13 protein-coding genes are annotated in these 11,999 nt (G+C 63.5%); 3 read left to right on the top strand and 10 right to left on the bottom strand.

All coding sequences use genetic code 11. The features are described from left to right. Positions 1 to 186: 186 nt before the first annotated feature. From P3R82_RS21330 to P3R82_RS21355, 6 genes are all read right to left on the bottom strand, one after another. Positions 187 to 2,007: a methyl-accepting chemotaxis protein gene (locus P3R82_RS21330; protein ID WP_283195244.1), complete on the bottom strand. Its 1,821-nt coding sequence runs from the start codon at positions 2,005 to 2,007 to the stop codon at positions 187 to 189. A gap of 331 nt (positions 2,008 to 2,338) precedes the next feature. Continuing rightward, positions 2,339 to 2,827 carry a plant virulence effector HPE1-like domain-containing protein gene (locus tag P3R82_RS21335; RefSeq protein ID WP_283195245.1) on the bottom strand — a complete coding sequence of 163 codons (489 nt, stop codon included), beginning with the start codon at positions 2,825 to 2,827 and terminating at the stop codon, positions 2,339 to 2,341. Between the two features lie 105 nt (positions 2,828 to 2,932). Beyond that, positions 2,933 to 4,204: a phosphoribosylamine--glycine ligase gene (gene purD, locus P3R82_RS21340; protein WP_283195246.1), complete on the bottom strand. Its 1,272-nt coding sequence runs from the start codon at positions 4,202 to 4,204 to the stop codon at positions 2,933 to 2,935. 243 nt (positions 4,205 to 4,447) lie between these two features. Then, positions 4,448 to 6,403 carry a DUF2207 domain-containing protein gene (locus P3R82_RS21345; RefSeq protein ID WP_283196395.1) on the bottom strand — a complete coding sequence of 652 codons (1,956 nt, stop codon included), beginning with the start codon at positions 6,401 to 6,403 and terminating at the stop codon, positions 4,448 to 4,450. Between the two features lie 67 nt (positions 6,404 to 6,470). Continuing rightward, on the bottom strand, positions 6,471 to 7,727 hold the full coding sequence (locus tag P3R82_RS21350) for a 3-phosphoshikimate 1-carboxyvinyltransferase (protein WP_283196396.1): 1,257 nt from the start codon (positions 7,725 to 7,727) through the stop codon (positions 6,471 to 6,473). 123 nt (positions 7,728 to 7,850) lie between these two features. After that, a complete protein-coding gene (locus tag P3R82_RS21355) occupies positions 7,851 to 8,402 on the bottom strand; it encodes a LemA family protein (protein ID WP_018898637.1) in 552 nt (183 codons plus the stop codon). A gap of 47 nt (positions 8,403 to 8,449) precedes the next feature. Between P3R82_RS21355 and P3R82_RS21360 the strand changes: the two genes are divergently transcribed. Next, complete coding sequence (locus tag P3R82_RS21360; RefSeq protein WP_283195247.1) at positions 8,450 to 8,749, top strand: hypothetical protein; 300 nt, start codon at positions 8,450 to 8,452, stop codon at positions 8,747 to 8,749. 4 nt (positions 8,750 to 8,753) lie between these two features. On the opposite strand, the gene P3R82_RS21365 is transcribed toward P3R82_RS21360, so the two are convergent. Both P3R82_RS21365 and P3R82_RS21370 read right to left on the bottom strand, forming a co-directional pair. Next, positions 8,754 to 9,716 (bottom strand): glycine--tRNA ligase subunit alpha, encoded by a 963-nt coding sequence (locus tag P3R82_RS21365; RefSeq protein ID WP_183901941.1) that lies wholly within the window; start codon positions 9,714 to 9,716, stop codon positions 8,754 to 8,756. A 60-nt stretch (positions 9,717 to 9,776) separates the two neighbouring features. Beyond that, positions 9,777 to 10,013: an AbrB family transcriptional regulator gene (locus tag P3R82_RS21370; RefSeq protein WP_183901940.1), complete on the bottom strand. Its 237-nt coding sequence runs from the start codon at positions 10,011 to 10,013 to the stop codon at positions 9,777 to 9,779. Positions 10,014 to 10,161: 148 nt separating this feature from the next. On the opposite strand from P3R82_RS21370, the gene P3R82_RS21375 reads away from it, so the two are divergent. Together P3R82_RS21375 and P3R82_RS21380 are read left to right on the top strand one after the other, a co-directional pair. Beyond that, positions 10,162 to 10,437 (top strand): hypothetical protein, encoded by a 276-nt coding sequence (locus tag P3R82_RS21375; RefSeq protein ID WP_283195248.1) that lies wholly within the window; start codon positions 10,162 to 10,164, stop codon positions 10,435 to 10,437. Next, complete coding sequence (locus tag P3R82_RS21380; protein ID WP_283195249.1) at positions 10,434 to 10,754, top strand: type II toxin-antitoxin system RelE/ParE family toxin; 321 nt, start codon at positions 10,434 to 10,436, stop codon at positions 10,752 to 10,754. The genes P3R82_RS21375 and P3R82_RS21380 overlap by 4 nt, the downstream gene beginning before the upstream one ends. A gap of 9 nt (positions 10,755 to 10,763) precedes the next feature. Here the strand turns inward: P3R82_RS21380 and P3R82_RS21385 are convergent, their stop codons facing one another. Next, positions 10,764 to 10,955 carry a hypothetical protein gene (locus P3R82_RS21385; protein ID WP_283195250.1) on the bottom strand — a complete coding sequence of 64 codons (192 nt, stop codon included), beginning with the start codon at positions 10,953 to 10,955 and terminating at the stop codon, positions 10,764 to 10,766. Positions 10,956 to 11,030: 75 nt separating this feature from the next. After that, complete coding sequence (locus tag P3R82_RS21390; RefSeq protein WP_283195251.1) at positions 11,031 to 11,891, bottom strand: S49 family peptidase; 861 nt, start codon at positions 11,889 to 11,891, stop codon at positions 11,031 to 11,033. Positions 11,892 to 11,999 lie beyond the last annotated feature (108 nt).

Genomic DNA, 11,999 nt, shown 5'->3' on the forward strand with positions numbered 1-11,999 from the left:
GGCATTCCCCGTTCTCCGACGTCATCCTCGGCCTCGTGCCGAGGATCTAAGCACGTCTCCAGGAATGCAGCGTGAATGGCTCTCACGCCAAGTCACCGCGCCACTGATCGCGGCCCTCAATAAACGCGAAACAGCCGCCGGATCGCTCCGGCGGCTGTCGTCATCCTATCGCACGTGTCGCGAGGCTTATGCCGCGCGGCGGGTCTGCGTGGCGCCGTACTCGGCCTGGGTGCCGACACGGAAGCCGCGGATCAGGTTGAGGAGATCGTCGGTGTCGCTGGCGAGCGATTCCGCCGATGCCGTGGTTTCCTCGGCCATGGCGGCGTTCTGCTGGGTGGCGGCGTCGAGCTGGTTGATCGACGAGGTGATCGCGCGCAGCGTCGTGTCCTGCTCGGAGGCGCTGTGGGCGATCTTCGAGACGATGTCGTTGGCGGCCTTGATCTGGTCGGAGATGCGCTTCAGCGCCTCGCCGGCCTCGCCGACGAAGCGGACGCCCTGTTCGACCTGACCAGAAGAGCGGGCGATCTGATCCTTGATCTCCTTGGCGGCGGCGGCCGAGCGCTGGGCCAGTTCGCGGACTTCCTGGGCAACGACGGCGAAGCCCTTGCCGCTCTCGCCGGCACGCGCGGCCTCGACACCGGCGTTGAGCGCCAGGAGGTTGGTCTGGAAGGCGATGTCGTCGATGACGCCGATGATCTTGCCGATCTCCTCGGAAGACTTCTCGATCCCGCCCATCGCTTCGATCGCCTGGGTGACTACGGCGTCGCTACGGCTCGCCTCGGTGCTGACCGAGTGGACGCGCTGGCTTGCCTCGTGGGCACCTTCGGCGGTCTGGCGCACCGCGACGCTAAGCTCGTCGAGCGCGGCCGAGGTTTCCTCCAGGCTCGCGGCCTGGCGCTCGGTGCGCTGCGACAGCTCGTTGGAAGCGCGGCGGATCTCTTCCTTGCTGACGGCGATATCGCCGCCCTTGACCGAGACCTTGGACATGGCGGCCTCGAGATGGCCGAGCGCATCGTTGAAGTTGTCGCGCAGAGCGGCGTATTTCTGGCCTAGATCAGCGCAGCGGACCGTCAGGTCGCCGCGGGCGATCTGCTCCAGCGCCTGGCCGATGGTGGAGACCACATGAGCCTGCACGGCGGTTTCGTCGCGCTGCAGACGCTGGTTGTTCTCGCGCTCGCCTTCGAGCGCCATCTGCTGGGCGGCTTCGCGCTCGGACATGGCATGGCGCTCGCGCACCTTTTCCTGCAGCGACTTGGTCGCCTTGGCCATCATGCCCACCTCGTTGTTCATGTCGGTGTGGGGGATGGCGATCGTGACGTTTTCCTCGGCAACGGCCTGGAGCGCGGTGTGGATGCGCGTCAGCGGGCCGGAAATGCTGCGAACCACGTAGAAGGCGGCGGCGGCGCCGAGAAGCAGTACAAGGAGACCGCCCGACAGCGCCTTCAGGATGTCGGCGCGCACCTGCGCGTCGAGATCGTCGAGATAGACGCCGGTCGCGACCACCACCTGCCAGGGCTCGAACGCCTTGGTGTAGACGGCCTTGCGGAACTGCGCATCGGCCGCCTCGCCCGGCTTCGGGCCGTAGAAATCGACGATACCGCCACCGGCGCGACCGACCTTGACGATCTCGTCGCGGTAGGGCTTGCCGCGGCTGTCGGGAGAGCCCTTGCTGCTCTTGCCGAGCTTCGGCGTGTCGTAGGTGATGCGCATGACGACGTCGTAGTCATAGCCGATGAAATAGCCGTTGGGCTCGAAGCGGATCGCGGAAAGCTGCTTGTATGCCAGCGCCTGCGCCTGTTCGCGCGTCAGTTCGCCGGATTTTTCGCGGTCGTAATATTGCTGGATGATGGATAGCCCGGATTCCACCTGCGTGCGCAGCATCTCGCTCCGCTCGAAATAGATCGCATCGATCGAAGAGCGTATCTGCAGGTAGGAGGCGGCGCAAAAGGCCACCATCAAGCCGGCGACGAGCAGAAACAGCTGCCTGGAAATTCTGAGATTCTTCATAAGGCCTCGCAACATGTGTCGGGTGACATCATCCGGCGCGGTATCCTACCGCGTATGCGTCGGCGACATCGCGTCGACGCTGGTACTGCTGCGAAAAACTCATGCGGCTACCGGTCGTGGCTAGAAATGGCCTGTTTTTTATAAGAAATCCTTAACCACGGGGTAGATGATCGCCCAAACTCGACATCGGCCACAGGCGGGCTGACGGCCCAGTGCCTCGCGACATAAAAAATGCGCCCCTGCTTCTCTTCAGGAGCGCATTTCATCCACCCTTTCGAGGTGGAACCCCAGATGACCAAAACCTTGGACGGGAGGGGCAGGGAACTTTAAATCAGGGCCGAAGCTTGAAATTAGAAACGTCGAGCGGGCGCGTTTGTTCCGCCTGATGCCCGGCGACGCCAGCGGCAACCGGCTTCACGTTGCCGCCGATGACCGCCGAGGTGGTGGCCATGTCGACGCCATCCGCGCCGTTAACGACAGGCGCGGCGGCAGCCACCGACAATGCCGGCGCCTTGGTCACGAAGACGACCGGCGAACCGCCCATCCAGCCTTCGGTGCGAAAGAGCTTCCTTTCACCGTCGACGTCGCGGATCTGCGACTGCTCGAGCGTGCCACTGGCGAGCGTCGGAACGATGTATTCCTTTTTCGCTTCCACGACCTGAAGCGGCGGGCATGTGGTGCAGCGCATCGTCATGATACTGCTATTGGCCGAGACCGCCTTGGCGCCGACCACGTCGATCGACGACGCCATGGCGGAACCCGCCATCAGCGCGCCAACGACACCCATCAAAACCTGACGCCCCATAAAAACCTGACGCATGGAAACACTCCGTCTAACCTTGAACACAGGTTTAGCGCGGCTTTATTTCCATCCCGTCAGAGGAAAGGGTAAAAGTTTATGGAACTGACCCGATCCGGCGCGCGATTACGCTTTTTCGCGCTTGATCGCCTGCCAGCCGATGTCGCGACGGCAAAAGCCGTTGTCCCACTCGACCTGATCGAGCAGCGCATAGGCGCGCGATTGCGCCTCGCCGACCGTCTTTCCTGTCGCCGTGACGTTCAGCACGCGGCCGCCGGTGGCGACCAGGGCGCCATCCGTCAGCGCCGTGCCGGCGTGAAACACCTTGGCGCCCTCGCCCGCTTCGGGAATGGACGTGATCGGTGTGTTCTTGTCGTAGCCGCCGGGATAGCCCTTCGACGCCATGACGACCGTCAGCGCCGGATCGTCGCTCCATTCGGCGGTGACCTTGTCCAGCGTGCCGGTGGCGGTCGCATAAAGGATGGGGAGCAGATCGCTCTTCAGGCGCATCATCAGCACCTGGCATTCCGGATCGCCGAAGCGGACGTTGTATTCGATCAGCTCCGGGCCCTTCCTGGTGATCATCAGCCCGGCGAAGAAGACGCCGGAGAAGGGATAGCCGCTTTCGGCCATGCCGCGCATGGTGGGCTCGATGATCTCCTTCATCGTGCGCTCGACCATCTCGGGGGTCATGACGGGGGCGGGAGAATAGGCGCCCATGCCGCCGGTATTCGGGCCGGTATCGCCCTCGCCCACCCGCTTGTGGTCCTGCGCGGTGGCGAGCGCCAGCGCGTGCTTGCCGTCGCTCAGGCAGAAGAAGCTTGCCTCCTCGCCATCGAGATAGGCTTCGACCACGACCTCGGCGCCGGCGGCACCGAACGCGCCTTCGAAGCAATCGTCGACGGCGGCCAGCGCCTCATCGACGGTCATGGCAACAGTCACGCCCTTGCCGGCGGCAAGACCATCGGCCTTGACGACAATCGGGGCGCCCTGCTCGCGGATATAGGCCTTGGCCTTGGGGGCGTTGTTGAAGCGCTGGTAGGCGCCGGTGGGGATATCGTAGCGGGCGCAGATGTCCTTGGTGAAACCCTTGGAGCCCTCGAGCTGGGCAGCGGCGGCGGACGGGCCGAAGACGGCGAAACCCTCGGCGCGCAGACGATCGGCAACACCCGCCACCAGCGGCGCTTCCGGGCCGACGACGACGAAGTCGATCGCATTGTCCTTGCAGAAGGCGACGACGGCGTCGTTGTCCTCGGTGTTGACGGCGACAAGCGTCGCGTGCTCGGCGATGCCCGGATTGCCGGGGGCGGCGTAGAGCCTGGTGAGTTCGGGCGATTGCGCCAGCTTCCAGGCCAATGCGTGCTCGCGTCCGCCCGATCCGATCAACAGAACCTTCATGCCCGTCCCTTTCCAGTTTGTGTGTGGCGGTTAAGCGGCTGGAGCGGAAAGGTCAAGCAGGAATGGGGTTGTGCGGTGGTTGAGGCCCCCTCATCCGACCCTTCGGGCCACCTTCTCCCCCTATGGGGCGAAGGGAAGATTGGCGCGAGCGGCCCGCTCCGAATCTCTTCTCCCCAACGGGGAGAAGGTGCCGGCAGGCGGATGAGGGGGCCACACCGACTGCCCATCCAATCCATCTTAATCCTACCAACCGCCGCCGCCGCCACCGCCGCCGCCACCGCCGGAGAACCCACCTCCCCCGCCGCCCGACGAGAAGCCGCCGCTGCCGCCGGAAAAGCCCGACGAGGTCGAGGTAACAGGCGCGGGGAGTGTCGAGGCGATGGTCGAGGCCATCGAGGAGGAGAAGCCGCCGATGCTGTCGCCGAAGCTGCCGGAATGGGTCGGATACCAGATCGGCGAATAGGCGGCCGCCGCCGCTCCCGCCGCGGCAGCCGTCGCCAGCCAGGTCTGGAAGGCATCGCTCCAGGGCTTCTCGACGCCGAGGGCCACCGCGTAGGGCAGCAGCGTTTCGAAATGTTGCGGCGACATGGCGGGCGCGCCGGCCATGTTCATGCGGTCCTTTTCGGCAACCGTCAGGTAGCGGCGCAGACCATCGATGTGATCCATCAGCCGGCTTCCGAGCGATGTCGGCGCGCCCATCAGGAAGAAAAACACCACATTGGTCATGACGATGCCGCCGACGGCGACGATCACGGGCCAGTGGTCGGCCGCGGTCAGTTGTTCGACAGCGGCGGTGACGATGCCGGCGAGGACGGACAGAAGCGTGAAGCCGAAGAAGCCACCGATGATCACACCGGCTATCTTGCTGCGCAGCGGCGCCCCTTTGCGGAAGCTGAGACCGAGGCGCGCCGACAGGATGCCTAAGAACACCGCCGAGAAAACGGTGACGGCAATGAAGCCGCTGAGATCGGCGTTGATCTCGCCAAAGGTCAGGACCGCGCCGATGAAAAGGACGCTGAGGACGATGCCGCCGACCGTGTAGAGGGTGTTGGCGTGGTAATACTTGCCGCGATGTTCGCTTTCGATCGCCTGGCGGAACTTCTGGCCGGCATCGCGCACCTTCTCGCCATTGGACTTGCTGATCGAGAAGCTCTGGCCGACGCGACCGACGAGGGACAGAAACGCGGCCTGGCCGGCCGGCAAGGCTTTCGGCGCCGGCTTGTCGGTTCGGGTGATCGAGATGCTGGAGCCGATATCGCCGAAGGTCAGGTATCCCTTGACGGCGAGGTCAATTGCATTGGCCGAGAAGGCTGGCCAGCCGGCGCCGTTGAAGCCCTTGTTGTCGATATAATTCACAAGCGCCGGCGACAGCCCTTCCGGCGGGTCCCAACGCGGCACGACGACACCGCGAGCCGGATCACGCCCGACCCTCATCCAGAAAAACACGTAATAGACGAGGACGAGAAGAAGGCCGGCAACGGCGATGACTTCGGCCATGTTGTCACGCAGCCACCAGGCGCGAAGCTGCTGCGCCGACGGCGGGTCGATGACGCCCTTCGGCACGCCGGCGACGACGGTCAGCCCTTCGCCCGGCCCGAGAATCCTGTTCGTGGCGAAGATCGCCTGGTTGCCCTCGATGCGGGACGTGGCGTGGCTCGCCGTCGAGCCGAACCGTCCGGTATAGGCTGCGAGCCTCGTCACTTCGCCTGATGGCATCGTAATGCGCGCCGAGGCCTGCTCGATGGCGAACTGCCAGCCGGTGCCGGTGACGTTCCAGTAGACCTCGTCTTGATCCGGGAAGTAGCGGATCATGCGATCGACCTTGTAGGTCAGGACATAGGTGCGCTCGCCCTCGGGCACGATGGCGTCGCTGGAGCCGGCATAGATGCGGATGCCGCCATCGATGCTTTCGGTCCTGTATGGCTCCGGCTGGCCATCGCGGGTGACGGAAAGGAGATCGAAGCCGACACGGACGGTGCGCCCCTCGCCATCCAGCATGGTCAGGGGAAAGTCGCGGAAGATGCCGCGCTTGATCCTGAGCCCTTCGGCAACGATCGAGATCGTCTCGGTCACGGTAAGGTCGCCGTTCTTGGCGACCTGGACTTCCGAATGATAGGAAGTGATGCGCTCGTTGGCGGCGGCAAGCGATGCCGCCAAGAGGAGCATGAAAGCGGCAACGAGACCGGACAACCAACGCATCAAGACATTCTCCCCACTGTCTTTTCAGAATTGTCTTTTCGGTTTGCCCGGCGAGATCTGCGGCCGGCTATTCGTCCTTGATCGCGACGCCGAGCGAAGCCAGCACCTTCCAGTAATCCGGGAAGGTCTTGCCGACGCAGTCCGGGTCGAGAATGGTGATGCCGTCGATCTTCAGGCCGGCCAGCGCGAAGCTCATGGCGATGCGGTGATCGGCGAAGGTGTCGATATCGGCAGGCAGGCGCTGGCCGGCCAAGGCCGGGTCGGAGGCGACGATCAGGTCATCGCCATCCTCGGTGGCAAGGCCCGCGCGGATGTTGTTGAGGCCGGTCGAGACCGCGTGGATGCGATCGCATTCTTTGACGCGCAGATTGGCGATGCCGACGAAGCGCACCGGCGTTTCGTTGAAGGCGGCCAGCACGGCGATGGTCGGCACCGCATCCTGCATCTGCGAGCCATCGATCTCGGCGGGAAGGTGCGGGAACTGCCGGATGACGTCGTAGGCCTTGGCGTCCGGCTGGGTGAAATCCTCGTTGGCGACGCCGAGGTCGATCGCGCCCTTGGTCAGCACTTCGGCGGCCCAGAGATAGGTGGCGGCGGAAGCATCCGGCTCGATGACGAAATCGGTGGCGGTATAGCCGGTCGGCTCGATCACCCAGGACGAGGGCGTCGGCTGGCTGACCCTGGCGCCGAAAGCGCGCATGACGGCGAGCGTCAGATCGATATAGCCGCGCGCGCCGATATCGGCGCCGGCAAGCTCGATGGTGAACGGCTCGGAGCCGCAGGCCGCCGCCATCTGCAAAGCGGAGACATACTGGCTGGAAAGGCCGGCATCGATGACGACCTTGTTGTTCGTGAAGCGACCGTTGGCGTCGATCGTGACGGGCGGGCAGCCGGTGGGCGCGTCGATCGTGACACCGAGCGACTTCAGGGCATCGACCAGCGGCTTGATCGGGCGCTTGCGCATATGCTCGTCGCCATCGACGACATAGCGGCCATGGCCGAGCGCCAGTGCCGCCGTGAGGAAGCGGGTGGCGGTGCCGGCATTGCCGAGGAAGAGCGGTGCTGTGGGAGCCTTGAGCTCTCCGGAACTGGTGACGACGAAGGTGGTCGCATCGGGCTCGTCCACCGTGACGCCCATGGCACGCAGGGCTTCGGCCATGTAACGCGTGTCGTCGCTTTTCAGCGCGCCGGTCAGCCGGCTGGTGCCCCTGGCGAGACCGGCCAGAAGCAGCGCGCGGTTGGTGATCGACTTCGAGCCGGGAGGCACGGCGCGGCCGGACAGCGGCTCGGCCGCCGGGATGATGGTGAGCTTGTCTTTACTCATGACCTTGTCTTTACTCATGACGTCTTTTCCGGCAAATGCGCGCGTCCCTATCCGGCCGCGATCTTTCCCTGCTCATAGCAGCTTTTCAGCAAAGGCAAATGCCTGTTGTCAGAACTTTTGGGTTCAGAACTTCACGCTCGGGACGGCGCGATCGGCCTCGTTGGTGATCTCGAAATACTCGCGCTTGCTGAACCCGAACTGGTTGGCGACGAGGTTCGATGGGAAGCTCTCGACCTTGACGTTGAGATCGCGCGCGGAGCCGTTGTAGTAGCGCCGGGCCATCTGGATCTCGCTTTCCATGGTTTCGAGCGAGGTCTGCAATTCACGGAAATTCTCGTTGGCCTTCAGATCCGGGTAGGCTTCGGCGAGCGCCATGACGCGGCCGAGTGCTGCACCGAGCAAACCTTCCGCCTGCGCACGGCCGGCCACGTCGCCTGCCGGAACGGTCTGCGCCTGGTTGCGGAGCTTGACCACCTCTTCGAGCGTCGTCTTTTCGTGGGTGGCGTAACCTTTTACCGTTTCGATCAGGTTGGGGATCAGATCGGCGCGACGCTTCAGCTGCACATCGATGCCCGACCAGGCCTCCTCGGCCATCTGCCGGGCGCGCACGAGGCCGTTATAGACGAAGACCGCATAGAGCGCGATCAGGACGATGAGGCCTAGAATGATATACATCGCGAATCCCCCGTTACGACGCAAAGCCGGCCGGGAGACTATGCGGCTTGGCGGCGATTGTCATCCCGCCTTCGCCATTTGCCGGCCGCCTTCGCGGTTCGGCGCGCGGGGTATCCCAAGATCTCGCGATACCGCGGTTGCCGGATAAGGCCTATCTTGACTATCGGATCGGCCGACGGCGGCGGGATCCAAACCACGTCACGAGGATCAATCAAACCATGAGCGCAGCCATCTTCCTGCTCAACATGCTTGCCATCGGATCGTTCTTCATCCTCAGGGGCGCGCCGCGTCCGGCAGCGCGCACCGTCGAGATCAAGGCCGACATTCCGGCCAATCAGCGCCGCTGACCGCTCAGGCAGCCTTGGTGGCGAGATTGACGCCGCCGGCGTCGGTCAACAGGAATGCTTCGCCGCAGGCCTTGGCGAGCGTGCGCACGCGCAGGATGTAGCTCTGGCGCTCCGTCACCGAGATCACGCCGCGCGCGTCGAGCAGGTTGAAGACGTGGCTGGCCTTGATGCACTGGTCGTAGGCCGGGAAGACGCACTTGTGCAGCTTCTGGTTATCGCTGTCTCCGGGCGCGCCGGCGGCGAGCAGCGCCTGGCATTCCTTCTCGGCATCGATGAAGTGGCGATGCAGCATCTCGGTGTTGGCGAATTCGAAGTTGTGGCGCGAATATTCCTGCTCTGCCTGCAGGAAGACATCGCCATAGCTGATCTTCTCATCACCCTCGCGGCCGTTGAAGTTCAGGTCGTAGACATTGTCGACGCCCTGGACATACATGGCGAGGCGCTCGAGGCCGTAGGTCAGCTCGCCGGCGACAGGCGAGCATTCGAGGCCGCAGACCTGCTGGAAATAGGTGAACTGCGACACTTCCATGCCATCGCACCAGCACTCCCAGCCGAGCCCCCAGGCGCCGAGCGTCGGGCTTTCCCAGTCGTCCTCGACGAAGCGGACGTCGTGCAGAAGCGGATCGAGGCCGATCGCGGCGAGCGAGCCGAGATAGAGCTCCTGCAGGTTCGGCGGGTTCGGCTTCAGGATGACCTGGTACTGGTAGTAATGCTGCAGACGGTTCGGGTTTTCACCGTAGCGGCCGTCGGACGGGCGGCGCGAGGGCTGCACGTAGGCGGCCTTCCAGGGCTTGGGGCCAAGCGCACGCAGCGTGGTCGCCGGATGGAACGTACCGGCGCCGACTTCCATGTCGTAAGGCTGCAGCACCGCGCAACCCTTGTCCGCCCAGTAGCTGTGCAGCGTCAGGATCAGCGCCTGAAACGAGCGCTTCGGGTTCATGTGGTCGGGGATGCTGGGTGCAGACATGAGGTTAGTCGCCATTCAATTGGTTCGGTGGGCGACAGGTGCCACGAGCGGCGATGAGGGTCAAGGGTTTCGGCTGTTCGCGCGGTCGCGATCAAACGTCCAATCCGACGGCAGCTGCAGCTTGAATGCCTTGATCCGTTCAAACGCCTTCGACCGGGCATCGGCCGTGACGAATTCAAGGTTGCGGTCCGTGCCCACGCGAACCGCGATGTCGTCGCCCTCCTTCAACCCGAGTGCATCCACAACCGCTTGCGGAATGCACACTCCAAGACCATCTCCGAACTTGAAAATCTGCATGGCGCGCCTCGATGTAGACTGCTGCAAGTATATCACACGGCGATGGAGCGCCAAAGCACGCCCTCCCTTCGCTTCCCCACAGTTTGCAGGGAGGACAAGCGGTGTCGGTTGTTTTATAGTAACTACAGACATTGCCTTGGAGACGATTATGAACGCCAAGAACGCCGTGATGCTATCGGATGAGGATCTTCGCTATGCGGAAGAGCTCGTCGAGGACGGTCGGTTTCCGAGCGTGTCAGACGTGATCAAAGAGGGACTGAGCCGATTACGGGCTGACGATCAAGCGACCGATGACCCGATCGCTGCGATGGCTGACGAGATCCGGCGACGGGCACAGTTGCCGAAGGATCAGTTGATTTCAATGAAGGATGACAATCTGTTCGACCGCGTTCGCCGACGCGTTGCAGACAGTCACTCGAAATGAAGCAACCGTATGAGTTGCGATACCATCCAGCCGCCGAAGACGATCTGGTTGAGATTTTCACGCTCATAAAGGACTATTCGGGCGTGGCCAGCGCCACACGCAAGCTGCAGGCGATCGAGCATGTCACTGGCAGCCTGACTGACTTTCCCTACAAGGGAACCGTTCGCGACGAAGTCCTTGCAGGGTTGCGTGCGATACCCGCCGCGGACAAGGGCGTGATCTGCTTCACCATCGACGAAGACGACCATGCGGTCGTTATCCTGACCGTAAGCTATGCAGGCTCCGATTGGGCGGCAAGGGTTCGGGACAGGCAATAGCCCTCCCCCTCACTCCTCATCCTTCTTCAAATGATACTCCCCCGTCACCGGGTCCTTGACCAGCGTGCCGACCGCGCCGGTCTGCTGCTCCCTTTGCGCACGGCGGGATTTTTCCTGCAGGCGCTTGGCTTCGGCCACGAAGCGGCGGTAGAGGAGCCAGGCGCCCAGGACGAGCACACCCATGATCACAAGCTGCAGCATGCCGTCTGTCTTCTTCCCTCTTTTCCTACCGCGATTGCGGGTGCAAAACCGCGCTGCATCCTCGCCGCAATCGCGTCAGAGCCCGTACCGGCTCCACAATGCCCTATCTTCGGCGGTCTCGACAAGACCGGCCGCGAAGCCGGAGGCGGCGCCATCCAGCGACGCGGATGATATGCCGGGAATGCGGCGTCCGAAAAGCCCCCTTGCAGGCGTTACGAGCTCGAGCCTGGTCTTAGAACCGTAGCGCTTCTTCAGTTCTTGGCGCATATCGCCGAGACCATCGATGAGGCCAAGCTCGAGGCCGCGCGTGCCGGTCCAGAAGAGACCGGAAAACACCGTCTCGTCGTCCTTCAACTTGCCGGCGCGACGCTCGCGCACCATGGCGATGAAGACCTGGTGGATCTCCAGCTGCAGGGTCTTCAGATATTCGATGTCCTTTTCCTTCTCCGGCTGGAAGGGGTCGAGGATCACCTTGTTTTCGCCGGCCGTATAGACGCGGCGCTCGACGCCGATCTTCTTCAGAAGCTCGGGGAAGCCGAAGCCGCCGGAAACGACGCCGATCGAGCCGACGATCGAGGTCGGATCGGCGATGATCTCGTCGCCCGAAAGCGCGATCATGTAGCCGCCCGAGGCCGCGACGTCCTCGGCGAAGACGATGACCTTCTTCTGCTTCTCGCGCGCCAGTTCGCGGATGCGGGTGAAGATCAGCCGCGACTGTACCGGCGAGCCGCCGGGCGAATTGATGGAGATGGCAACGGCCGGCGCATCCTTGAAACCAAAGGCCTTTTCAAGCACTTGCGCGGTCGAGGCGAGGTTCAGCGCCGGGCGGAACTGGCTGCCGCCGGTCATGATCGCGCCCTGAAGCCTGACAACCGGAATAACGATACCCTCCTTGCGGAAGCGCTTCGGCATCAGTCTTCTCAAAAATCCGGCCATTCCCATTCCTTCGTGCAAGCTGCGTGAAACGTCTCTCCCATGTATGCGTCGCAACGGCAAACGCAATGGGCAGCCTGAAACAACCGCGCCACGAAACCTCCGCGCGTC

The sequence above is a fragment of the Rhizobium sp. AN80A genome (genome assembly GCF_030053015.1).
GTDB lineage: Bacteria > Pseudomonadota > Alphaproteobacteria > Rhizobiales > Rhizobiaceae > Rhizobium > Rhizobium metallidurans.